Source organism: Pseudorhodoferax sp. Leaf267 (genome assembly GCF_001422405.1).
GTDB lineage: Bacteria > Pseudomonadota > Gammaproteobacteria > Burkholderiales > Burkholderiaceae_C > Pseudorhodoferax.
Genome location: NZ_LMMV01000001.1, coordinates 1,012,384 through 1,034,226, shown reverse-complemented (window position 1 = coordinate 1,034,226; position 21,843 = coordinate 1,012,384). Strand labels below are relative to the sequence as shown.

Sequence of the window (21,843 nt, the reverse complement as noted above, 5' to 3'; positions counted from 1 at the left end):
CCTATGGCCGAGCCGCTGCGCATCCTGCTGTTCTCCAGCCTGTACCCGAGCGGGGCCCGGCCGATCCACGGCATCTTCGTCGAGACGCGGCTGCGCGAGCTGCTCAAGACGGGCGAGGTGCAGGCCAAGGTCGTGGCGCCCGTGCCCTGGTTTCCGCTGCGCGGCGAGCGTTTCGGTGAGTACGCGCGCTTCGCCGCCACGCCGCGCCAGGAGCAGTGGAACGGCGTGGAAGTGCACCACCCGCGCTTCCTGGTGTTTCCCGGCTTCGGCATGAGCATCACGCCGTTCACGATGGCGCTGGGCGCCTGGCGCACGGTGCGCCGGCTGCAGCGCGAAGGCTTCGAGTTCGACCTGATCGACGCGCACTACTACTACCCCGACGGCGTGGCCGCCAGCCTTTTGGCACGCTGGTTGCGCAAGCCCTTCGTCGTGACCGCACGCGGTACCGACCTGAACCTGATCCCCGAGTACACGCTGCCGCGCAAGCTCATCATGGCGGCCGAGCGGGCCGCCAGCGCGTCCATCGGCGTGTGCCAGGCGCTGATGGACCGCCTGCGCGAACTGGGTGGCGACCCGGGCAAGACCCACACGCTGCGCAACGGCGTGGACCTGCAGCGCTTCGTGCCCGAGGCGCGCGACCAGGCCCGCGTGCGCCTGGGCTTGCCGATCGAAGGGCGCATGCTGCTGTGCGTGGGCCACCTGATCGAGCGCAAGGGCCAGTACCTGGCGATCGAGGCCCTGGCCCAGATGCCTGTCGACGTGCGCCTGGTCCTGGCGGGCGAGGGCCCAGACCGCGCGGCACTGGAGCGCCAGGCCAGCGCGCTGGGCGTGCGTGAGCGTGTGCAGTTCGCCGGCGTCGTGCCGCAGACGGAACTCAAGTGGTGGTACAGCGCGGCCGATGCGCTGGCCCTGTGCTCCAGCCGCGAAGGCTGGGCCAACGTGCTGCTGGAGGCCATGGCCTGCGGCACACCGGTGATCGCCACGGATATCTGGGGGACGCCCGAGGTGGTCAGCCAGCCCGCCGCCGGCGTGCTGATGCGCGAGCGCACCGGTGCCGGCCTGGCCGAAGCCTGGCAGCGCCTGTTCGCCAACCTGCCCGAGCGCGCCGCGACACGCCGCCATGCGGAAACCTTCTCGTGGGAATCCACCACCCAGGGCCAGCTGCGGCTGTTTCAGCGCATCCTGGCCGACCAACGTGTGGCGCACCGTGAAGCCTGAGGCGCGCACCATCCACGTCGTGCACTTCGTCTACCGTTTTTCGATCGGTGGGCTGGAGAACGTCATCGTGCAACTGATCAACCGGCTGCCCGCGGCACGCTACCGCCACACCGTGGTCTCGCTGACCACCATCGACGAATTCCGTGCGCGCATCGACCGCGACGACGTGGAGTTCATCGCGCTGGACAAGCCCGACGGCCATGCGGTTCCGCTGTACCGCCGCATCCACGCGCTGCTGCGCCGGCTGCGGCCCGATGTGCTGCATTCCTGCAACCTCGCGGCGCTGGAGGTGACGCCGCTGGCCTGGCTGGCGCGCGTGCCGCGGCGCGTGCACGCCGAGCATGGGTGGGACGCGCACGACCCGCACGGCCGCAATCCGCGCTACCGGCGCCTGCGCAAGCTGTACAAGCCCTTCGTATCGCACTACGTCAGCGTGTCGCAGGATCTGGACAACTACCTGGCGCAGGCGATTGCCGTGCCACCGGCGCGCCGCTCGCTGATCGCCAACGGCGTGGACACCGAGGCCTTCGCCCCAGCGGCCGGCGTGCCGCCCACGGTGGCGGGCTGCCCGTTCACGCCGCGGCGCCACTGGCTGGTCGGCACGGTCGGCCGCCTGCAGACCGTCAAGAACCAGCCGGCCCTGGCCCGCGCCTTCGTCGCGCTGCTGCGCGCGCAGCCCGAGGCGGCCGAGCGCGCCCGGCTGGTCATCGTCGGCGAAGGCCCGCTGCGCGCCGAGGTCGAACGCATCCTGGCGGAGGCCGGCATGGCCGCGCTGGCCTGGTTGCCCGGCGCGCGCAGCGACGTGCCCGCGCTGCTGCGCATGCTGGACTGCTTCGTGCTGCCTTCGCTGACCGAGGGCACTTCCTGCACACTGCAGGAAGCCATGGCCTGCGGCCTGCCCATCGTGGCCACGGCGGTGGGCGGCACGCCGGACCTGGTTGCGCACGACGTCACCGGCCAGCTCGTGCCGTCCGAGGACGATGCGGCCATGGCGCGTGCGCTGGGCCGCTACCTGAACGATGCGCCGCTGGCCCGGCGCCATGGGCAGGCCGCGCAGCAGTCGGCCCAGCGTTTCGCGCTGTCGGCCATGGTGGCGCGCTACGACGCCCTGTTCACCGGTGCCCCCCTCTGAAACGCCCCCCATGCGCATCCTGCACGTCCTCGACCATTCCCTGCCGCTGCACAGCGGCTACACCTTCCGCACCGCCGCGTTGCTGCGCGAGCAGCGCGCGCTCGGATGGGAAACCTTCCACCTGACCTCGCCCAAGCACGAGGGGGATGTGCATGCGGTCGAGGAGGCCGAAGGCTTTTTCTTCCACCGCACGCCGCCCAAGCCATCGCTCTGGGACAAATTCCCTGTCGCGCGCGAGATCGCGCTGATGCGGCAGCTGGAGCAACGCATCGAGGAGGTGGCCCGCGAGGTCAAGCCCGACCTGATCCACGCCCACTCTCCGGTGCTCAATGTGCTGCCGGCGCTGAAGGTGGGCCGCCGCCTGGGCATCCCGGTCACCTACGAGATCCGTGCCTTCTGGGAAGACGCTTCCGTCGACCATGGCACGACGCGCGAGGGCAGCTTGCGCTACCGCCTCACGCGCGCGCTGGAGACCCATGCCGTGCGCCAGGCCGCCCACGTGTTCACGATCTGTGAGGGGCTGCGTGCCGACATCGTGGCGCGCGGCATCCCGGCGGCCAAGGTCAGCGTCGTGCCCAACGCCGTGGACGTGCAGTCCTTCGGCCTGTCGGCCGCGCCCGACCCGGCCCTGCAGCAACGCCTGGGCCTGGCGCCCGGCACGCCGGTGGTCGGTTTCATCGGCTCGTTCTATGCGTACGAAGGCCTGGACCTGCTGGTCGATGCGCTGCCGGCCATGCTGGCGCAGGAGCCGGCGCTGCGCCTGCTGCTCGTCGGCGGCGGGCCGCAGGACGACAACCTCAAGGCCCAGGCGCAGCGCCTGGGCGTGGCCGACCGCATCGTCTTCACGGGCCGCGTGCCGCACAAGGACGTGAACCGCTACTACGACCTGATCGACGTGCTGGTCTACCCGCGGCACTCGATGCGGCTGACCGAGCTCGTGACGCCACTCAAGCCGCTGGAAGCCATGGCCCAGGGCCGTCTGTTCGTCGCCTCGGATGTAGGCGGCCACAAGGAACTGGTCGAGCACGGCCGCACCGGCGTGCTGTTCAAGGCCGACGACACGGCCGACCTGGCCCAGGCCACACTGGCGCTGCTGCGCGAGCGTGAGCGCTGGCCGGCGCTGAAGGCCAATGGCCGGCAGTTCGTCGAAGAGGTGCGCAACTGGCGCCAGAGCGTGGCCAATTACCAGCAGCCGTTCACGCGGCTCATCGAAAGCACCAGCCGATGAAAGTCCTGATCGTTTTCGGCACCCGCCCCGAGGCCATCAAGATGGCGCCCGTGGTCAAGGGTTTCCAGGACGCGTCCGACCGCTTCGAGACCGTGGTCTGCGTCACCGCCCAGCACCGCGAGATGCTGGACCAGGTGCTGCGCCTGTTCGAGATCGTGCCCGAGCATGACCTGAACGTCATGAAGCCCAACCAGGACCTGACCGACGTGACCTGCAGCGTGCTGGCGGGCCTCAAGGGCGTCATGGCTGCCGAGCGCCCCGACCTCGTGCTCGTGCATGGCGACACCAGTACCACGCTGGCGACCAGCCTGGCCGCCTACTACGCGCGCGCCGCGGTCGGCCATGTCGAGGCCGGCCTGCGCACGGGCAACAAGTACGCGCCGTTCCCCGAGGAGATCAACCGCCGCGTGACCGGCGCCATCACCGACCTGCATTTCGCGCCGACCGACACCTCGCGCGCCAACCTGCTCAGGGAGGGCGTGGACCCGGCCTGCGTCTTCGTGACGGGCAACACCGTGGTGGACGCGTTGCTGGCCGTGGTGCACAAGCTCAAGAACTCGCCCGCGCTGGCGGCCGAGATGCAGCAGCGCTTCGGGTTCCTGGACCCGGCCAAGCGCCTGATCCTGGTGACGGGCCACCGGCGCGAGAACTTCGGCGAAGGCTTCGAGAACATCTGCAACGCGCTGGCCGACATCGCCGCCGCCACGCCGGACGTCGAGATCCTGTACCCCGTGCACCTGAACCCCAACGTGCGCCGTCCCGTGCAGGAGATCCTGGCCGCGCGCGGCCTGTCCAACGTGCACCTGATCGAGCCGGTCGATTACCTGCCCTTCGTGTACCTGATGGACCGCGCGCACCTGATCATCACGGACTCGGGGGGCGTGCAGGAAGAAGCCCCCTCGCTGGGCAAGCCGGTGCTCGTCATGCGCGATATCACCGAGCGCCCCGAGGCCGTGGCCGCCGGCACGGTGCAGCTGGTGGGCACCTCGCGCCGCGCCATCGTCGACGCCACCTCCCATCTGCTGCAGGACCAGGCGGCCTATGCCCGCATGACCAAGGCGCACAACCCCTATGGCGATGGCTTGGCCGTGGGGCGCATCCTGCAAGCCGTTCAGTCCTGGAAAGAGAGCCGCTAAATGGCACACACACTGCAAAAGATCATTGTCATGGGCCTGGGCTACATCGGCCTGCCCACCGCCTCCATGCTGGCCACCAAGGGCCACACCGTGCTTGGCGTGGACGTGAACAAGGCCGCGGTCGACACCATCAACTCCGGCCGCATCCACATCATCGAGCCCGACCTGGACGTGCTGGTGCGCTCGGCCGTGAACAGCGGCAACCTGAAGGCCTCGCTCGTGCCCGAGGAGGGCGACACCTTCATCATCGCCGTGCCCACGCCCTTCAAGGAAGTCGACGGCAACCCCAAGGCGCCCGACCTGTCATACGTGGAGTCGGCGACCCGCGCGATCACGCCCTTCCTGCGCGAAGGCAACCTCGTGATCCTGGAGTCGACCTCGCCGGTCGGCACGACCGAGTTCATCGAGAAGACCATTGTCGAGGCCCGTCCCGAGCTGGCCGGCAAGGTGCACACCGCGCACTGCCCCGAGCGCGTGCTGCCGGGCCACATCCTGCGCGAACTCGTCGACAACGACCGCATCATCGGCGGCAGCACCAAGGCGGCCGTGGCCAAGGCGCGCGAGCTGTACAAGACCTTCTGCAACGGTGCGATCCTGGAGACCGACAGCCGCACGGCCGAATTGGCCAAGCTGGTGGAGAACTCGTTCCGCGACGTGAACATCGCATTTGCCAACGAGCTCTCGCTGGTCTGCGACCACTTGGGCGTGAACGTGTGGGACACCATCGCGCTGGCCAACCGCCACCCACGCGTGAACATCCTGCAGCCCGGCCCCGGCGTGGGCGGCCACTGCATCGCGGTCGACCCCTGGTTCATCGTCTCCAGCGCGCCCACGCAGTCGCGCCTGATCCGCACGGCCCGCGAGGTCAACGACGCCAAGCCGCACTGGGTCATCGACAAGGTCAAGGCCAAGGCCGAGCGCTTCAAGTCGCCCGTGATCGCCTGCCTGGGCCTGACCTTCAAGGCCAACATCGACGACCTGCGCGAGTCGCCCTCGCTGGACATCGTGCGCGAACTGATCGCGCAGGACGTGGGCCAGATCCTGGCCTGCGACCCGAACGTGGCGGCCGACAAGATCGACATCCCGCTGCACGACCTCAAGCACGTGATGAAGAACGCCGACATCCTGCTGCTGCTGGTGGACCACGAAGAGTTCCGCAGCATCGACCCCGACACGATCAAGGACAAGATCGTGATCGATACGCGCGGCATCTTCCGCTAGGCCATGGAAGCCGCGCTGTTCACGCTCGACGTCTTCCTGCTGCTGGTGCTGATCCGGGCCGTGCGGCTGTCCGATCGTCCGCGCGATCCCAAGCGTGTACAGGGCCTGGGGCTGGGCCTGTTCTCCTACCTGGAGGCCAAGACCGACGAGGTGCAAAAGGGCCTGGGCCGACGCGGCAAGGGGCAGCGCGATGCGTGACCTGATGATGCTGGGGGCGATGGTCTTCATCGTCCCCATCGCGCTGGCCAATGCCTTTGCCGCCTACCTGGTGTGGGGCTGGACGTCCGTGATCTCGGTGCCGTTCTACCTGTACGGCTTCATGGGCTCGCTGCGCTACAACCTGTTCTTTGCCGTCATCGCGCTGACGCTGATGTTCGCCGGGCGCATCCAGAACAAGGGCAAGTTCTCGCTCAACGCTACCTCGGTGCTGATGCTGCTGTTCCTGGCGCACGGCGGCATCTGTGCCGCGCTGGCCGCGCCCACCGCATTCAACAGCACCGACATCTACATTGACTTGGTCAAGTCCTTCACCTACTGCCTGGTGATGTTCTTCTTCGTGAACACGCGGCTGCGGCTGCATGCCATGCTGGTGGCGATCGCGCTCGGCCTGGGCTTTCACGGCGGCATCGAAGGGTTGAAGACCCTGGCCACCGGCGGCGGCCACATCGTGCTCGGCATTCCAAGCTCCAAGATGGGCGACAACAACCACTTCGGCGTGGCCATCGTCATGGTGCTGCCGATTCTTCTGTACCTCTACCAGTACTCCAAACTGCGGCTCATCCGCTACGGCTTCCTGGCCCTGACGGGGTTCACGGCGCTGGCCGTGGTCGGCTCCGAGTCGCGCGGCGCGTTCCTGGCGATGGCGCTCGTGGGGGCGGCCATGGTGGCCACCAGCCGCCACCGCATCAAGGCCAGCGTGCTGGTCGGCGTGGCGGTCATCCTGATCCTGGTGCTGAGCCCGGCCGAGTGGTTCGAGCGCATCGAGAGCATCGGCAATGCCGGCGAGGACCGCTCGTTCATGGGGCGTGTCGAAGCCTGGAACGTGGCGACCGCCGTTGCGCTCAAGAGCCCGATCTTCGGCAGCGGCTTCCATGCCCCGCAGTCATGGGGCGTGTGGGGCAGCGTGCGGCCGCACGAGGGCCTGCTGAGCGGCTTCCTGCCGGCCGGCCCGGTCTCGCCCGGGCCGATCGCGGCGCACAGCATCTACTTCGAGGTGCTGGGTGACCAGGGCTTCATCGGGCTGTTCCTTTTCCTGGGCATCGGCTGCACGGCGTTCATCAATGCCGCGCTCACCAAGCGCGCCGCCAGGGCCCAAGGGCCGTCCATGCTGTGGGCCAGCGACATGGCCGATGCGCTGCGCCTGGCCTTGGTGGCGTTCGCCGTGGGCGGCGCTGCCGTGAGCCTGGCGTACTTCGAGACCTACTATGTGGTCGTGGTGCTGCTCGAGGTGCTCAAGCAGCACGTGGTGCAGCAGGGCAGGGCGGCGCTTGCGCGCCCGCCCGCACAGCTGGCGACCGGCTGAGGCGGCAGGTCAGCGCGGCAGGCGCGCGATCTCGCGCCGGCTCAGGCGCTCGTAGCGACGGTTCACGAAGCGCAGGTAGCCGATGAAATGCATGAAGGCGGCGTCCGGCGTGATGGCGTCCGGCGTGCCGTAGCGCGGGAACGGCAGGACCTGCGTACCCTGCGCGTTGGCCACCAGGTAGTTCGAGGTGATCTGCTCCGTGCCCCAGTCCGCCCAGCGCGGGCCATGGCGCTCGCGCATCTGCGCCGAAAACGCCAGCAGCCGCGCGCGCATGGCCGCGTCGGGCGGAAAGCCCGTGAAGCCCGAGCAGCCGCGCACGTAGCGCGTCTGCGGCGGCAGGCCGAGTTCGTCGACCATGGCCTCCACGACGGCCTGGATGTGGACCGAGTTGATCGGGGGCGCCAGCCACGCGCGGGCGCGCTGCGCCACCTCTGGCAGCGTCTCCAGCGTCTGCCCGACGCTCTCGCCGATCACGAAGCCGCGCGCCTGCACGATCGCTGCCTGGACCTCGGGCAGCGCGCCCAGCGTCAGCGTGTCGGCGTCCAGCTGCACCACGTAGTCGTCGCGCGCGTATTCACTGATCGCGTAGAGCCGCTCCCAGGTGCCGCCGCGCGGGATGTGCGGATCGACGAACTCCGCGGCCTCGCGCAGCACGATGTGCGGCACGTGGCGCGCCAGCAGCACGCGGTCCTCGGCCGTGATGGAGGGGTCGCAGACCACGACCACGCGCCGCGCGGGCAAGCGCGCATGGAAGGACTTCAGCGCCACGAGGTAGGGCAGCACGTCGCGGTGCTGCACCATGGACAGCAGGCTGTAGGGCAGGTGGCCGGGCTGCAGCGCGGCGGTCTGCGCGATGCCGGCGATGCCGCCCAGGTACAGGCGCTGGCACAGTGTGCGAACGAGACGGGTGGACAAGCGCTGGAGCATGGGCGTTACGCGGGAAGGACGGGGCGGGCGTGCCTGCTGCCGTGCACTGGAAAGGGCGCGCTGCGATTGGGCAAGTCGTTCAACGCAGCGCCTGGCGCAGCTGCGTGCAGCTCATGAACGTGCCGCCCAGGGTGTCGCGGAAGTACAGCAAGAGGCCCTGGATGCAGGCCAGGAAGCGTTCCAGGTCGGCGGCGTCGCGCACATAGGGCGTGTGGCCGGGCGCCAGGCTGGGGCTGTGGTAGGTCAGGCTCAGCACCTGGCAGCCGTCCTGCACCAGCGTGCGGGCCAGGCGCTGCAGGTCCTGCAGCACATAGCCTTCGGGCGTGAGCCGCAGCCGGTCCAGCAGGCCGGCGCGCGAGGCGATGCCGGGCAGCCGCAGCGTGCGGCCCAGGGGCGTCTGCAGGGCCGGGTACAGCGCACCGCCCTGGCCGCGCAGGCTGCCGCAAAACCCTGTCGTGACCGGCAGCTCGAGCAGCTTGCGCCCTTCGGTCTCGAACCAGTAGGGATGGACGTCGAAGGCGCTGAAGTCCGGCCCGCTGTCAGCCGTGAAAGCGGTGTGCGGCACTACGCTGGCGTCGATCTCGTAGCCAAGTCGCGCGAGGGTTTGCGAGGTCTGAGGGCCCAGTCCGTAGCGCCCCGCCTTGAACACTGTGGGCCTGCGGCCCGTGCTGTCGGCGATGGCGTGCGTCAGTGCGTCGAGCTTGGCGTATTCCAGCGCAGGCGGCAGGTTGCCGGTGTAGGAGTTGAAGCGGTTCACCTCCTCCTCGTGCGGCGGCGAAACCCAGGGGTGCAGGTGCGTGCCGATCTCGCAGCGGCCCTCCTGCATCAGCCGGGTCAGCACCGCGCTGGCCGCGGGTGTGGTCGCCACGGGGTAGTCGATCACATAGGTCGGCACCACGCCCAGCGCGTCGTAGATGCGCTCGTGCGCGAGGGGCTGGGCCGCGATCGTGGTGGTGGCTGTGTTGCTGCGCGAGAACGGGCGGTCCCAGTCGAACTCCTCTTCGGTGTCGATGACGATGCACAGCACGGGCGGATGCCCCTGGGGCAGGCGCGCCGGGGTGTGTCGGGAAACTTCAAGCATGGCTGTCTGTGGGGCGCCGCAGGCGCTCGACCAGCCCTTGCAGGCTGCGGTCGATGTGGCTGTAGATCGCGTCGAACACCGCGCCATCGCGGCCGTCCGGGTCGGCGATTTCCTCGACCGGGCCGGCGCCCGGGCTGAACTCATCCAGGTAGCACAGGCGCGCGGCCAGCGCCGGGTGGCGCGTGAGCACGCTGTGCTGGTTGATCAGGTCGAAGATGACGATCACATCGGCCTGTTGCAGCAGCGCCTCGTGCGCATGTTGCGACAGGTGCGTGTCCAGCGGCACGCCACGCCTGGCGGCGGCGGCCTGGGCCGAGGCCGGCGAGGGCCGCCGGTTGCGCGGCAACATGCCGGCCGATGCGATGTGCAGCGGCAGGCCCGCGGCTTGCGCGAGCTGGCGCATCTTGTGCTCGGCATAGGGGCTGCGGCAGATGTTGCCCTGGCAGACAAAGACCACCGAGAGCGGCGCACCGTCGCTGCGCCGCAGCCCCGCGCCGCCGGCAGCGAACGCCGGGTTGCGCGCAAGCTGCGGTTTTCCGCGCAGGCCTTGCCAGCGCTCGGCAAAGAACTGACGCAGCTCCAGCACGCCGGGGCGCCAGTCGTCCAGCACCAGCACGTCCTGGTGCTCGCGGCCGATCAGGATGCGGCCCAGGCTGCCCAGCCAGGTCAGCAGCTGGCCCAGCAGCACCAGCTTGCTGCCGCGCAGGCGCGGCAGCAGCACGCGCAGCTGCCAGATGTCGGCGACCAGGTTGCGGCCGTACACGCCCACGCGGTAGGGCACGGCCGGTGTGGCTTCCTTGTGCACCAGCAGGCGGTACAGCCGGTACGGGAAGTCGACACCCAGCGCCACGGGCAGCGGCAGCGAGCCCCAGGGCCGGGCATTGACTTCCAGCAACACCCAGTCGCCGCTGGCCTCGTCGAGCTTGAACTCGAACATCGCGATGCCCGTGTAGCCGATGGCAGCGCACATGCGTGCCACGGCGGCCACGCGCGCATCGTGCAGCGGGGCGCTTTTGCGGTAGTAGCTGCTGCCGTCCAGCTCATGGGCGCGGTGGTGCTCGAACGCCTGCAGTACGCGGCCCTGGTCGCACAGCACCGACACGCCGATGCCGACGCCCGGGCACATCTGCTCGACGAACATCAGGCCGGCTTGGTCGCGGTGCTTGTCCAGCCAGGCCTGCAGCTCGGGCTCCGATGGCAGGATCGTGACGCCGGTGCGCACGTAGAGCTCAGGCCAGGAATAGGACTGGCGGTACTTCGCGATGACCGGAAACTGCAGCTGCGCCGCCACGTCGGCCGCGCGGGTGTGTTCCGTCAACTCGTAGCCCTTGGGCGTCGGCACCTGCTGGGCCGCGGCCAGGCTGCGCGTGCGCACCTTGTCGAAGAATGCCTCCAGGGCCGGCGCGTCGGGAATGGCCAGCACACAGCCGGCGGGCAGCGCGTCCTGGTGGCGAAACAGCGGCAGCAGGCTGCGCTCCTCGCACGGGATCACGAGCGCGATGCCCTCGTTGACGATCAGGCGCCGGATGCACTCCAGCCACTGCGCGCCGCCGTCCAGGTAGTAAGGCAGCAAGTGCGTCTTGTGGATGTAGCGCGAGCGCAGCGCGGGCGACCCCAGACCGTAGGGTGCGGCATGCACCTCCAGGCCCTGGCGGCCCAGCGAGCGCACCGTTGCGAGAAAGCTGCGGGTGTCGTCGCCGATGACCAGGACGCGCTGTGGTGTCGCCGGTCTCATGCCTGGCGCCCACCCAGCATGGCGCGCGTGGACAGCATGAGCACGTAGCCGGCCCATTTCAGCGAGAAGCGGGCACCCAGCGCCTGGCGCGCGAACTGCAGCGCTGCGATGCGCTGGCCGGACTCGAGCGCCAACATCGTGAGCCGGCGCAGCAGGTCGCCACTGTACTGGGCCGCCAGCGCCGCCACGGCCGGGTGCCGCACGTTCGCCGCGATGTGCTGGCACACCAGCACGGCCAGCAGCAGCCGTTCGCTGCGCGAGTGGGCGGTGGATGCGTTGGCGCGCAGGCGTGGGTCAGGCACGTTGTGCTGGGCGATCACGCGCGGGTTGAAGGCAATGCGCCGCGCGCCGTCCACGGCACGCCAGAAGAAGTCGCGGTCTTCCTCGTAGCTCACACGCTCCCAGAAGCCCTGGATCTGCTGCGCCAGGCTCTTGCGCAGCGACAGGATGTTCAGGTGGCCGAAGCCGCCGCCGCGGCACAGGTCCTGCACGCTGACCTCGGTCGCGCCGCCGGCCAACTGCGGCCGGCCGGCCACGCGTGCATTGAGCAGGGGCAGCCAATCGGGCTTGGTGCCGCCGTCGACGTCGACTGCTCGCTGGTTGGCGATGTAGACATCCAGGTCGGGCAGGTCGGCGAACAGCTGCGCCAGGCAGGCCAGGTGGCCGTTGTCGCACCAGTAGTCGTCGTCGTCGCAGAACGCCAGCACGTCGCCGCGGCTCACGGCGATGCCGTGGTTGCGCGAGACCGAGGGGCCGGCGCTGCGGTGGCCGGCCTCGCCAAGCAGCACCAGCCGAAAGCGCGCGTCCAGGGTGGGCCAGATCTCCGTGTAGGAAGCGCGGGTCGCGGTGTCCGATCCGTCATCGACCACGATGACCTCGTAGTCCGACCAAGTCTGCGATTGGATGCCCGCCAGGGCGCGCGTCACCAGCGTGGCTCTGTTTCGGCTGGGGATGACAATGGATATCAATGCTGGGTCTCGGTTCTCGACAGGTTCACGCGCCAATCCGCTACCACAGAAAGGGAGCAGTACGCGTCAGCCGACCGCTTCAAACGGCGCTGGCAGCCCGCAAGTTTCCCATGACTGGGGGACGAACAGGAGCTCAGAGCATACTTAATTGGATCGCCAGGCGACCAGCTGGCGCCCGGCCGTGCGCCGGTCAGGGTGGCCCGCCGGTCGGCCGCGGCGCACCGGGCGCGCCGATCTCCGGCGCATCGGCGGGCAGTTGCAGGGCCTGCATGTGCGCGTTGAATTCCAACGCGCGCTGGCCGTTGGTCCAGACGGCGGCCAGGGCTAGGGCCAGCAGCACGGCGGTGTAGGCCGCCCGCCACCTCGGGCCCTGTTGGCGCACCCAGGGGCCGGCGCCCAGGCCGAGCGCAAACAGCGGGAAGTGCAGGTGGCTGGCATAGATGTAGACGCTGCCGCGGTACTGGTAGTCCAGGTGGAACAGCACGTTGAACGCGACCGATGCCAGCAGCGCGGCGGCCAGCCAGCGCGACGATGGCAGGCGCAAGGCATGGCCGGCGTTCACGAGCCAGAACACCACCCAGATGCCCACGATCACAAGCATCACGGGCGAATAGGCCATGGCGCGGAAGTCCAGCATCACGATCTGCGGCGCCAGCGGGACGTGGTCGAAAGCCGGCGCGAAGAAGCCGAAGATCCAGTAGGTCTGCAGCAGTTCCAGCAGGCCGACCGTGTCGCCCTTGGTGCGCAGCCAGTAGACGTCCTTGGCGGTCTGCACCGGCCGGCTCAGCGCCTGCCACAGGTCCTGCGGTTGCAGCACGACCAGCGCCAGCCCGATCAGCACCAGCGTGCCGGCACCGAAGCAGGCCGTCAGCCAGACGGCGCGGCGCCAGCCCTGTGCGCGCCAGCGCAGGAAGAACTCGGCCAGCGTGGACTGCACGCCGTTAGAGATCGTCACGCCGGCCACCAGCACGGCGCTGGCCAGGCGGGCCGCGAGCAGGCCGCCCGGGCGCCGCTGCGAGGCCACGTGCACGCACCACAGCAGGGCCAGCGACAGGTTGACCCAGCCGTAGGACTCAGGGATCAGGGCCGTGAACAGGCTGCAGCTGCTGGCCGCGAACAGCAGCGCGGCTGCGGCGGATTCGGGCCGCCCCATGGCGGTCAGCCGGGCGTAGGCATAGGCCAGGCCCACGCTGAGCCCGCCGGTCAGCGTCATCGCCAGCGCGGCCGACTCCTTGGCGCTCCAGCCCGCCCACAGGAAGGGGCTGGCCAGCGGGCGGAACAACATCCACAGCGGGTGCTTGTAGTTCAGGCCGTCCTGTTCTGCCAGCGGCGCCGTGAGGTAGGTGACGAAGAACAGGGGGTCGAAGTCGAAGGCCAGGTTCAGGAAGTCGAACGCGACCGTGCGGGCCAGTGGAAGGGCCAGCCAGGCATAGACGGCGGTGCTGGCCAGGCCCAGGGCCAGCGCGATCAGCGCATCGGCGCGGTGGCGGGGGTGCATGCTGGCCCCCCTCAGCTGCGCGCCACGGCCCACACGCCCAGGCAGATCAGCCCGATGCCGGCCGCGCGCAGGCCGCCGATCTGCTCACCGAGCGCCGCGCCCACCACGGCCGTGAGCACGAAGCCCAGGCCGACCAGCGGGTAGGCCTTGCTGACGTCCCATCGCGCGAGCACCGACAGCCAGACCACGGCGCCCAGGCCGTACAGCACGAAGCCGCCGAACACCCAAGGGTTGAATAGGATGCCGGCCAGCTTGCCCAGCCCCCATGGCGTGCCGAGCATGGCCTGGACGGGCTGGCTGCTCATGCCGGTCTTCAAGGTGAACTGCGCGGCGACCGACATCAGGATACTTAGCAAGGCGAGCAGCAGGGGGTTCACGGCAGACGGCATGGTGGTGGCGGGGACCGCGATCATGCATGAAGTCCGTGGCAGCCCGGCCGGAGGCCCCAGGACGCAACGGCACAATGCCGCCAACGAACAGCAGGCGGGCGGCATTGGCGAACCAGGGGCAGACGGATCGGGAAACGGACAGCGCGCAGCCGCCCATCGCAGGCGTGCGCGTGCTGCCGAGCTTCGCGGCCCTGCGCACGGCCGTGCCCTCCTGGGGCCGCGGCGAGGCGCAGGGCGATCTGTTCCTGGACCTTTCCTGGTTCGAGCTGCTGGCCGCGCATGGCCTGGAGCACGCCGCTGCGGATCTGCGGCTGGCCCTGGTGCAGCCGCCCGTCCCCGCAGCGCCGCTGTGCCTGCCGCTGCTGGCCGCGGCCGGCGGCCTGCACAGCCTGTCCAACTACTACAGCTGCGCTTACGGGCCGATCGCCCCGGGTGCGGACATGGGGCGGCTGGCGCCTGACACGTGGCGCGCCGTGGGCCGCGCACTGCGCCGCCTGCCGCAGGGTGCCACGCTGCGCCTGCAACCCCTGGCCGAGGAAGACGGCTTGCTGCAGGCCCAGGCCACAGGCCTGCGCGCGGCCGGTTACTGGGTGGACCGCTTTTTCTGTTTCGTGAACTGGTCGCTGCCCTGCGCCGGGCTGGACTTCGACACCTACCTGCGCGGGCGCCATTCGCGCCTGCGCCACAACATCGAGCGCGGCCGCCGCAGGCTCGACCGCTGCGCGGCCTGGGGCGTCGAAATCTGCCAGGCCGACGATGCGCGCCTGCAGCCCTGCCTGGACGATTACGAGGCGGTCTACGCCGCGAGCTGGAAGCAGTCGGAGGCCCGGCCCGAATTCATCCGCCAGCTCGTGCGGCTGCTGGCACGCGAGGGCAGCCTGCGGCTCGGCGTGCTGCGCGTGGACGGCCGCGCCCTGGCGGCCCAGCTATGGTGGGTGCGCGACGGCCGCGCCTGCATCTACAAGCTGGCCTACCGCGAGGATGCCGCCCGGTTCTCGGCCGGCTCGGTACTCAGCGCTTCGCTGTTCCGCCACGCGATGGACGTGGACCGGGTGCGGGAGATCGATTACCTGAGCGGCGACGACGCCTACAAGCGCGAGTGGATGTCGCACCGGCGCGAGCGCTGGGGGCTGGTGGCGTTCGACCCCTGGCGCCCGGCCGGCCTGGCCGCAGCGCTGCGCCACCATGCCGGCGGCGCCTGGCGGCGGCTCGGCGCGGCGTTCAACCGGTCAGGCGTGCCAGCACCGTGACGCAGACCATGGCCAGCACGCTCACACGGCTGCCGACATCGCGCAGCGCGAACACCAGCGGGTCGTCGTGCATCTGGCCGCGCGCTGTCTTGATCCACAGCCGCGCGCTCCAGTAGAGCAGGCCGATGCCCACGAGCCACAGCAGGTCGATGTTGGCGTAGCGGCCCAGCGCCTCGGCCGAGCCGACGTACAGGCCGAACACCACCACGGAACACAGGCTCGCCCCGATGCCGAGAGGCCACAGCACGACCAGGTCGCCGACCTGGTAGTCGCGCCCATGGGCGCCTGTGCGCCCGCCCTGCTGCAGCAGCACGAGTTCGGCGCAGCGCTTGACCAGCGCGAGGCTGAAGAAGGTGAACACGCTGAAGCTCAACAGCCACGGCGTGACCGGGATACCGGTCACCACCGAGCCGGCCAGCACGCGGTAGGTGTAGAGCACGGCCAGCACCAGCACGTCGAGCAGCACATAGTGCTTGAGCGCCCAGCTGTAAGCCGTGGTCAGTACCACATAGCCGAGCAGCATCAGCGCAAAGCCGAGGCTGGCCTGCAGTGCCAGCGCGAAGGCCAGCAACAGCAGCACGGCCGCGCCGGCCACGCCGTGCAACAGCGGCAGTTCGGCGCTGGCAAACGGGCGCCGCTTCTTGCGCGGATGCTGGCGGTCGCTGTCCAGGTCCCACAGGTCATTGAGCAGGTAGGTGGCCGAAGCGGCCAGCGAGAACGCAAAAAAGGCCAAGGCAGCCGCGCCCACCCGGGCGCTGTCGCCGAAGCTGAAGGAGGTGAACAGCGGCACCAGGATCAACAGGTTCTTGGCCCACTGGTGCACGCGCATGGCGCGCACCCACAGCCGCAGCCGGCCGCCGGGCCGCGCGAAATTCTTCTCCACCGGCGTGCCACTGGCCTGCACCGCCCGGGCCACGGAGGCCGAGACGCCGACCAGCACCGCGCCGCGGGCGGCCTGCCAGATCGGCAGGTCGGCCCGGCTGTCGCCGGCATAGGCGAAGTCTGCGCCGACCTGCTGCTCGATCGCCTCCAGCTTGGCGGCCCCCTTGAGGTTGTGCCCATCCCGGGTCGCCAGCACCTGGTCGAACAGCTGCAATTCATCGGCCACCGCGTGGGCGATGCTTTCGTGCGCCGCGGTCGCCAGCACCAGGCGACGGCCGCCCGCGCGTTGCGCGCGCAGCCAGTCCAGCAGGTCACCACGCCAGGGCAGCAGGCCGGCCTGCAGGCGCACCTGGCCGGCGACGCGCTGCTTGAAGCCCGAGCGCCCGGCCAGTAGCCACAGCAGCAGCTGCAGCAGCATCCAGGGCCGGCGCTTGAGCATGGCCATCACCGACTCGACCAGCGTGTCGGTCGCCGTCAGTGTGCCGTCGAGGTCGACGACCAGGGGGGTCTGTGGGGAGGGCATGAAGAAAGCGAATGAAAGTGCGCGGCATGATAGCCGCGGCAGATGGCAATGCCACGCGCTCGCCAGGCGCTGTGCAGGCGAATCAGAGCTCGAGTTGGCGCAACCACTGCAGCGTCGCGCGTTCGAGCTGTTCGCGCGCGGCGCTGGAGGAGAAGGTGTGGTCGGACGCGATGTTGACGCAGCTCAGCCCCGACCTCTTGAGCGCGCCGCGCCACACCGGCTGGGTGTTCACGGCGTCCATGAACTCCTTGGCCGTGTAGTCCTGCTCGCTGAGCACCAGCAGCAGTTCGCCCGGAAAGTGCTGCCAGGCCTGCGCCATCTGGCGCTGGAAGCTGTCGGCCAGCGGGCTGTCTGCGCGCGACAGGGCCGCGCGCAGGTTGTTCACCAGGCCACGCCCGGCCGCGCCCGACGCGAGCTCGCCGCGCAGCAGCTTGCGCCAGAACGAGGCCTGCATGAGGCGGTCCAGGTAGTAATGCTTGACATGGGCACGCGCCAGCGTCTGCGGTGAGCGCACCCAGGGGTTGGCCAGCATCAGGCCCTTGACGCGCGGGTCGCGGTGCGTATTGTGGTACAGCAAGGCCGCGCTGGCCGCATCGCACAGGCCCCACAGCATCACACCGCCGAGTTCGGGCATGCGGTTGTACAGCGCCTGGATCGCGGCCTGGATGTCGCGGCCGATGGCCTCGAAGCCGGGATGCGGCGCCGCGCTGTCGCCCACCCCGCGGTGGTCGAAGCGCAGCACGGGAAAGCCGGCCGTGGCGAGCCGCCGCGCCAGCAGCACGAACTGCCGGTGCGCGCCGACGCGGTACTGCGGGCCGCCCACGATCACGAGCACGGCCAGCGGCGCCGGCTGCTGCGGCACCGACAGCACGCCGAGCAGGGCCTCACCCTGGCAGGCGATGTTCAGGACCTCGTCGCGGTAGCTCATCCGTTCCTCAGGGCGCAGCGGCTTGCGGCACCACGCGGGCGCGCAGCGCGGCGACGGTGGCGTCCAGCAACTCGGTGGCGTCTTCGCACTCGGCCAGCTGCCAGAACGCCGGGCCGGCGACCTTCTGGTACTGCAGCGCCGTGCCGGCCTCGATCCAGCCCTGGCAGGCCTGGATCACGACCGGGCTCATCGAGGCAACGGCCTCGGGATTGGTGACCTCCAGCCAGACGGTGCGGCCACGCGCCGCGCTGGCCGGTGCCTTGAGCCGCGCCGGCTTGAGCCCTTGCAGCAGCGGCGCAGCGATCGCGTAGCCGCCGATCTCGACGGCCTCGCCCTGCGCCACGCGCTGGCGCAGCAGCGCGGCCTCGCCCGCGCTCTGGCGTGCCAGCAGCTCGCCGGCCGACACCAGGCGCAGCAGCTGCTGCATCTGCGCGTGGCCGCTCAGCAGCGGCTGCCAGAGCAGGAAGTTCAGCGGCCCGTCGAGCGCCTCGGCTGCCTCCGCCGCCAGGATGCAGCCCAGCCGCAGCCCCCAGAGCCACACGGGCTTGCCGGCCGCGCGCACGGCGAGCCGCCGGGCGGCCGTGCGCACGTCGTCCAGCCACGCGTCCCAACCGGCCGCGCCGAAATCGCCGGGGCTGTCGCCGCAGCCGAACAGGTCCACTTGCCAGACCTCGAAGCCCGCCGCGGCCAGGCGGCGCGACTGCAGCGCGGCCATGCGCCGGCTGCGGTTGAGTTCTTCTGCAAAGGGATGGATGTACAGCACGAAGGCCTGCGCTTCGCCCTGGGCAGGGTGGCGGATGCAGAAGCGTTCCCCCGTCGGCCCGGGATGCAGCGCTTCGAACCAGGCTTCGCGCGCAGGCAGCGGCGCAAGCACTTCGCTGTCAGGCTTCACGGATCTTGCTGCCGAGGAAATCGGTCAGCGAGCCGACCGTGGCGAAGTTGTCGGCGTTGATCTCGCCGTAGTCGATCTCGATGTTCAGCGTGTCCTCGAAAGCGCCCAGCAGCGACACCACCGCCATGGAATCGAGTTCGGGCACATAGCCCAGCAGCGGTGTGTCTCGGGTGTAGCTGTGAGCGCGGCCCTGCAGGCTCAGCGTCTCATCGAGAATGTCGAGGATCAGGCGATCAAACTGCAATTGTTCGCTTTCAGAGCAGGCTTCGGGGCACGGGCGCCACATCGTTTGGCTGCAAGCCATACCGGAGCCCCAGCACCGTTTCAAGTCGGGAAAGGAGGGCATCTTACCGTGCTGCCCCCACCCCGATGCGATACATTGACCCGCCCGCCAGGGGGGCGCGCCGTTTGGCTCCATCTTCTTTCGACATCCGTTCATGTCTCCTACCCGTCTGCTGGATACGCTGCTGTTCGAGGCCGCCGCGACGGCGCCGCAAGCCTGCGCCTTGGTCGACGGTGCGCAGCGCCACAGCTACGAAAGCCTGGCGCACGAAGTCGACAGTCTGGCCGCCGCGCTGATCGCGCAGGGCCTGCCGCGCGCTGCGCGAGTGGCGATCTATCTGGAGAACCGGCGCGAATGCGTGGTCGCTGCCTTTGCCGCAGCGCGTGCCGGGCTGGTGTTCGTGCCCATCAATGCGGTGCTCAAGACCGCGCAGGTGCAACAGATCCTGCAGGACAGCGGTGCCGCCGTGCTGATCAGCTCCGGCGCACGCCTGCAGGCGCTGGGCACGACGCTGTGGCAGGCATGCCCGGCCGTGCAGGCAGTCTGGCTCGTCGACCCGGCATCCGGCGCGCTGGCCGGCGCGCCACCGGCTGCGCATTGGCCTGAGCTGGCACGCACGCCGGCACGGGCCGGCCACCGCGTGCTGGACAGCGACATGGCCGCCATCCTGTACACCTCCGGCAGCACGGGGCGGGCCAAAGGCGTGGTGCTGTCGCACCGCAACCTCGTGCTGGGCGCGACCAGCGTCGCCAGCTACTTGGACAACCGCGCCGGGGACCGCCTGCTCGCGGCGCTGCCACTGTCGTTCGACGCCGGCTTCAGCCAGCTGACCACCGCGTTCCATGCCCGGGCCTGCGTGGTGCTGCACAACTACCTGCTGCCGCGCGACTTGCTGGCCACCATGGCGCACGAGCGCATCACGGGCCTGACGGCCGTGCCCTCGCTGTACATCCAGCTCGCCCAGCTGGACCTGCCCGCGGCCAGCGCGGCGGCGCTGCGCTACTTCGCCAACACCGGCGGCCGCATGCCGCGGCAGACGCTGCAGCGCCTGCGCCAGTGGGCGCCGGCCGCCAAGCCGTTCCTCATGTACGGGCTGACCGAGGCCTTCCGCTCGACCTACCTGCCGCCCGAGCAGGTCGACCTGCGACCCGATTCCATTGGCCGTGCGATCCCGAATGCCGAGATCCTGGTGCTGCGCGCCGACGGCTCGCTGGCCGACGACGACGAGCCCGGCGAACTCGTGCACCGCGGCCCGCTCGTGGCCCAGGGCTACTGGCGCGACCCGGTGCGCACGGCGGAGCGCTACCGCCCGCTGCCGCCCGGCCTGCCGGGCAGTGTGGCCGGCCTGCCGCTGCCGGAACTGGCCGTGTACTCCGGCGACACCGTGCGCCGCGATGCCGATGGCTACCTGTATTTCATCGGCCGGCGCGACGAGATGATCAAGTCGTCGGGCTACCGCATCAGCCCGACCGAGGTCGAGGAGGTGCTGTACGGCACGGGCCTGGTCGGCGAATGCGCAGCGTTCGGCGCGGCGCATGGCACTCTGGGGCAAAGCGTGCAGGTTGTCGCCACGGCGCCGGGCGATGCCGCGGCGCTGGACGTGGCGGCCCTGCTGGCCGCCTGCCGTGCGCGCATGCCGGGCTACATGGTGCCGGCGGCCATCGAGCCCCTGGCCGGGCCGCTGCCGCGCAACCCCAATGGCAAGATCGACCGCCAGCGCCTGGCCGCCGAGTGGGCCACGCGCCACGCCGCCAAGGATCTCGAGCCCTCATGACGCAAGGCCCGCCCCGCGCGCCGCTGCGCCACGCCGAGATGGCGCAATTCCCGGTCGAAGGCGACGAGCTGCTCGTCGGCGGCATGCGCCTGAGCCGGCTGGCCGCCCGCGTGGGGCAGACGCCGTTCTACGCCTACGACCGTGCCCTGATCGCCGCGCAGGTCGCCGGGCTGCGCCAGGCGCTGCCGGCCGGCGTGAAGCTGCACTACGCGATGAAGGCGAACCCGATGCCGGCCGTGGTCGCGCACCTGGCGCGCCTGGTCGACGGCATCGACGTGGCCTCGGCCGGCGAACTCGGCGTGGCGCTGGATGGGGGGGCCGGCCCGCGCGAGATCAGCTTTGCCGGGCCGGGCAAGCGCGATGCCGAGCTGCTCCAGGCCGTGGCGGCGGGCGTGCTCGTGAACATCGAGTCGGCACGCGAGATCGCGCCGCTGGCGCGGGCCTCGTCCGCTCTCGGCCTGCCGGCGCGTGTCGCGGTGCGCGTGAACCCGGACTTCGAGCTGCGCGGCTCGGGCATGAAGATGGGCGGCGGCGCCAAGCCCTTCGGCGTGGACGCGGAACAGGTACCGGCGCTGCTGGCCGACATCGCCGCCGCTGGCCTGTCGTTCGAAGGCTTCCATCTGTTCGCCGGCTCGCAGAACCTCAAGCCCGATGCGATCTGCGACGCGCAGAGCCAGTCCTACGCGCTGGCGCTGCGCCTGGCGCAGCGCGCGCCGGCGCCCGTGCGCAGCCTGAACCTGGGCGGCGGCTTCGGCATCCCCTATTTCCCCGGTGAGGCGCGCCTGGCGTTGGCGCCGATTGCCGACAACCTCGCCCTGCTGGCCCAGCGCGCCGCGACCGACCTGCCCGGCGCCAGCCTGGTGCTGGAATTGGGCCGCTACCTGGTTGGCGAAGCCGGTGTGTACGTGTGCCGCGTGCTGGACCGCAAGGTCTCGCGGGGCCAGGTGTTCCTGGTCGCCGACGGTGGGCTGCACCACCATTTGGCCGCCAGCGGCAACTTCGGCCAGGCGCTGCGCCGCAACTACCCGGTGGCGATCGGCAACCGCATGCAGGGCGATGCACTGGAGCCGGTCACCATCGTGGGCCCGCTGTGCACGCCGCTGGACCTGCTGGCCGAGCGCGTCACGCTGCCGCGCGCGCAGGTCGGCGACCTGGTGGTCGTCTACCAGTCGGGCGCCTACGGGGCCACCGCCAGCCCACAGGCATTTCTGGGGCATCCCGCATGCGCGGAAGTCCTGGTCTGAATATTTCTCTCT

General features: G+C 70.2%; 20 protein-coding genes. 10 read left to right on the top strand and 10 right to left on the bottom strand.

The window, feature by feature from the left end:
• The first annotated feature begins 3 nt into the window (after nt 1-3).
• From ASF43_RS04545 to ASF43_RS04515, 7 genes are read left to right on the top strand one after another with little or no spacing between them, the layout of a single operon-like run.
• A complete protein-coding gene (locus ASF43_RS04545) occupies nt 4-1,218 on the top strand; it encodes a glycosyltransferase family 4 protein (RefSeq protein WP_082497585.1) in 1,215 nt (404 codons plus the stop codon).
• Nucleotides 1,208-2,350, top strand: coding sequence for a TIGR03088 family PEP-CTERM/XrtA system glycosyltransferase (locus ASF43_RS04540; RefSeq protein WP_056178113.1), 1,143 nt, complete (start codon nt 1,208-1,210; stop codon nt 2,348-2,350). The genes ASF43_RS04545 and ASF43_RS04540 overlap by 11 nt, the downstream gene beginning before the upstream one ends.
• Nucleotides 2,351-2,360: 10 nt before the next feature.
• The gene (locus tag ASF43_RS04535) at nt 2,361-3,578 is read left to right on the top strand and encodes a TIGR04063 family PEP-CTERM/XrtA system glycosyltransferase (protein WP_056177144.1); all 1,218 of its coding nucleotides are present in this window, start codon (nt 2,361-2,363) and stop codon (nt 3,576-3,578) included.
• On the top strand, nt 3,575-4,714 hold the full coding sequence (wecB, locus tag ASF43_RS04530; protein WP_156373128.1) for a non-hydrolyzing UDP-N-acetylglucosamine 2-epimerase: 1,140 nt from the start codon (nt 3,575-3,577) through the stop codon (nt 4,712-4,714). The genes ASF43_RS04535 and wecB overlap by 4 nt, the downstream gene beginning before the upstream one ends.
• Complete coding sequence (wecC, locus tag ASF43_RS04525; RefSeq protein ID WP_056177142.1) at nt 4,715-5,935, top strand: UDP-N-acetyl-D-mannosamine dehydrogenase; 1,221 nt, start codon at nt 4,715-4,717, stop codon at nt 5,933-5,935.
• Between the two features lie 3 nt (nt 5,936-5,938).
• Nucleotides 5,939-6,133 carry a hypothetical protein gene (locus tag ASF43_RS04520; RefSeq protein WP_056177141.1) on the top strand — a complete coding sequence of 65 codons (195 nt, stop codon included), beginning with the start codon at nt 5,939-5,941 and terminating at the stop codon, nt 6,131-6,133.
• The gene (locus ASF43_RS04515) at nt 6,126-7,457 is read left to right on the top strand and encodes a putative O-glycosylation ligase, exosortase A system-associated (protein WP_056177139.1); all 1,332 of its coding nucleotides are present in this window, start codon (nt 6,126-6,128) and stop codon (nt 7,455-7,457) included. Before ASF43_RS04520 ends, ASF43_RS04515 begins: the two co-directional genes overlap by 8 nt.
• Before the next feature lie 9 nt (nt 7,458-7,466).
• On the opposite strand, the gene ASF43_RS04510 is transcribed toward ASF43_RS04515, so the two are convergent.
• The 6 genes from ASF43_RS04510 to ASF43_RS04485 all read right to left on the bottom strand — a co-directional run bounded on the left by ASF43_RS04510 (nt 7,467) and on the right by ASF43_RS04485 (nt 14,079).
• Complete coding sequence (locus ASF43_RS04510; protein WP_156373127.1) at nt 7,467-8,372, bottom strand: hypothetical protein; 906 nt, start codon at nt 8,370-8,372, stop codon at nt 7,467-7,469.
• 91 nt (nt 8,373-8,463) lie between these two features.
• Nucleotides 8,464-9,465, bottom strand: coding sequence for a polysaccharide deacetylase family protein (locus ASF43_RS04505; RefSeq protein ID WP_056177135.1), 1,002 nt, complete (start codon nt 9,463-9,465; stop codon nt 8,464-8,466).
• Nucleotides 9,458-11,200 carry an ATP-grasp domain-containing protein gene (locus ASF43_RS04500; RefSeq protein ID WP_056177133.1) on the bottom strand — a complete coding sequence of 581 codons (1,743 nt, stop codon included), beginning with the start codon at nt 11,198-11,200 and terminating at the stop codon, nt 9,458-9,460. Before ASF43_RS04500 ends, ASF43_RS04505 begins: the two co-directional genes overlap by 8 nt.
• Nucleotides 11,197-12,168 (bottom strand): glycosyltransferase family A protein, encoded by a 972-nt coding sequence (locus ASF43_RS04495; protein WP_255358084.1) that lies wholly within the window; start codon nt 12,166-12,168, stop codon nt 11,197-11,199. Before ASF43_RS04495 ends, ASF43_RS04500 begins: the two co-directional genes overlap by 4 nt.
• 190 nt (nt 12,169-12,358) lie before the next feature.
• Nucleotides 12,359-13,666 (bottom strand): hypothetical protein, encoded by a 1,308-nt coding sequence (locus ASF43_RS04490; RefSeq protein ID WP_156373126.1) that lies wholly within the window; start codon nt 13,664-13,666, stop codon nt 12,359-12,361.
• Between the two features lie 11 nt (nt 13,667-13,677).
• Nucleotides 13,678-14,079: a hypothetical protein gene (locus ASF43_RS04485; RefSeq protein WP_235578118.1), complete on the bottom strand. Its 402-nt coding sequence runs from the start codon at nt 14,077-14,079 to the stop codon at nt 13,678-13,680.
• Between the two features lie 140 nt (nt 14,080-14,219).
• Here ASF43_RS04485 and ASF43_RS04480 point away from each other — a divergent pair, with 140 nt between their 5' ends.
• Nucleotides 14,220-15,305 (top strand): GNAT family N-acetyltransferase, encoded by a 1,086-nt coding sequence (locus ASF43_RS04480; RefSeq protein WP_235578117.1) that lies wholly within the window; start codon nt 14,220-14,222, stop codon nt 15,303-15,305.
• On the opposite strand, the gene ASF43_RS04475 is transcribed toward ASF43_RS04480, so the two are convergent.
• From ASF43_RS04475 to ASF43_RS04460, 4 genes are all read right to left on the bottom strand, one after another.
• Nucleotides 15,277-16,710, bottom strand: a complete 1,434-nt coding sequence (locus ASF43_RS04475) for a UbiA family prenyltransferase (protein ID WP_056177128.1) — start codon at nt 16,708-16,710, stop codon at nt 15,277-15,279. The two genes, ASF43_RS04480 and ASF43_RS04475, sit on opposite strands and share 29 nt — an antisense overlap.
• 82 nt (nt 16,711-16,792) lie before the next feature.
• The gene (locus ASF43_RS04470; protein WP_056177125.1) at nt 16,793-17,638 is read right to left on the bottom strand and encodes a hydrolase 1, exosortase A system-associated; all 846 of its coding nucleotides are present in this window, start codon (nt 17,636-17,638) and stop codon (nt 16,793-16,795) included.
• Nucleotides 17,639-17,645: 7 nt separating this feature from the next.
• A complete protein-coding gene (locus ASF43_RS04465; protein WP_056177123.1) occupies nt 17,646-18,530 on the bottom strand; it encodes a hydrolase 2, exosortase A system-associated in 885 nt (294 codons plus the stop codon).
• Nucleotides 18,520-18,774, bottom strand: a complete 255-nt coding sequence (locus tag ASF43_RS04460; RefSeq protein WP_056177121.1) for an acyl carrier protein — start codon at nt 18,772-18,774, stop codon at nt 18,520-18,522. Before ASF43_RS04460 ends, ASF43_RS04465 begins: the two co-directional genes overlap by 11 nt.
• A 193-nt stretch (nt 18,775-18,967) precedes the next feature.
• On the opposite strand from ASF43_RS04460, the gene ASF43_RS04455 reads away from it, so the two are divergent.
• Nucleotides 18,968-20,587 carry an acyl-CoA ligase (AMP-forming), exosortase A system-associated gene (locus ASF43_RS04455; RefSeq protein WP_056177119.1) on the top strand — a complete coding sequence of 540 codons (1,620 nt, stop codon included), beginning with the start codon at nt 18,968-18,970 and terminating at the stop codon, nt 20,585-20,587.
• Nucleotides 20,584-21,831, top strand: coding sequence for a pyridoxal-dependent decarboxylase, exosortase A system-associated (locus ASF43_RS04450; protein ID WP_200932423.1), 1,248 nt, complete (start codon nt 20,584-20,586; stop codon nt 21,829-21,831). Before ASF43_RS04455 ends, ASF43_RS04450 begins: the two co-directional genes overlap by 4 nt.
• Nucleotides 21,832-21,843: the final 12 nt, after the last annotated feature.

Bases quoted from the DNA above. Each gene is read 5' to 3' on its own strand.
- ASF43_RS04545 (WP_082497585.1), top strand. From the start codon at position 4: ATGGCCGAGCCGCTGCGCATCCTGCTGTTCTCCAGCCTGTACCCGAGC.
- ASF43_RS04515 (WP_056177139.1), top strand. From the start codon at position 6,126: ATGCGTGACCTGATGATGCTGGGGGCGATGGTCTTCATCGTCCCCATC.
- ASF43_RS04505 (WP_056177135.1), bottom strand. From the start codon at position 9,465: ATGCTTGAAGTTTCCCGACACACCCCGGCGCGCCTGCCCCAGGGGCAT.
- ASF43_RS04450 (WP_200932423.1), top strand. From the start codon at position 20,584: ATGACGCAAGGCCCGCCCCGCGCGCCGCTGCGCCACGCCGAGATGGCG.
- ASF43_RS04520 (WP_056177141.1), top strand. From the start codon at position 5,939: ATGGAAGCCGCGCTGTTCACGCTCGACGTCTTCCTGCTGCTGGTGCTG.
- ASF43_RS04535 (WP_056177144.1), top strand. From the start codon at position 2,361: ATGCGCATCCTGCACGTCCTCGACCATTCCCTGCCGCTGCACAGCGGC.
- ASF43_RS04475 (WP_056177128.1), bottom strand. From the start codon at position 16,710: ATGCCCTCCCCACAGACCCCCCTGGTCGTCGACCTCGACGGCACACTG.
- ASF43_RS04455 (WP_056177119.1), top strand. From the start codon at position 18,968: ATGTCTCCTACCCGTCTGCTGGATACGCTGCTGTTCGAGGCCGCCGCG.
- ASF43_RS04470 (WP_056177125.1), bottom strand. From the start codon at position 17,638: ATGAGCTACCGCGACGAGGTCCTGAACATCGCCTGCCAGGGTGAGGCC.
- wecB (WP_156373128.1), top strand. From the start codon at position 3,575: ATGAAAGTCCTGATCGTTTTCGGCACCCGCCCCGAGGCCATCAAGATG.
- ASF43_RS04485 (WP_235578118.1), bottom strand. From the start codon at position 14,079: ATGATCGCGGTCCCCGCCACCACCATGCCGTCTGCCGTGAACCCCCTG.
- ASF43_RS04500 (WP_056177133.1), bottom strand. From the start codon at position 11,200: ATGAGACCGGCGACACCACAGCGCGTCCTGGTCATCGGCGACGACACC.
- wecC (WP_056177142.1), top strand. From the start codon at position 4,715: ATGGCACACACACTGCAAAAGATCATTGTCATGGGCCTGGGCTACATC.
- ASF43_RS04490 (WP_156373126.1), bottom strand. From the start codon at position 13,666: ATGCACCCCCGCCACCGCGCCGATGCGCTGATCGCGCTGGCCCTGGGC.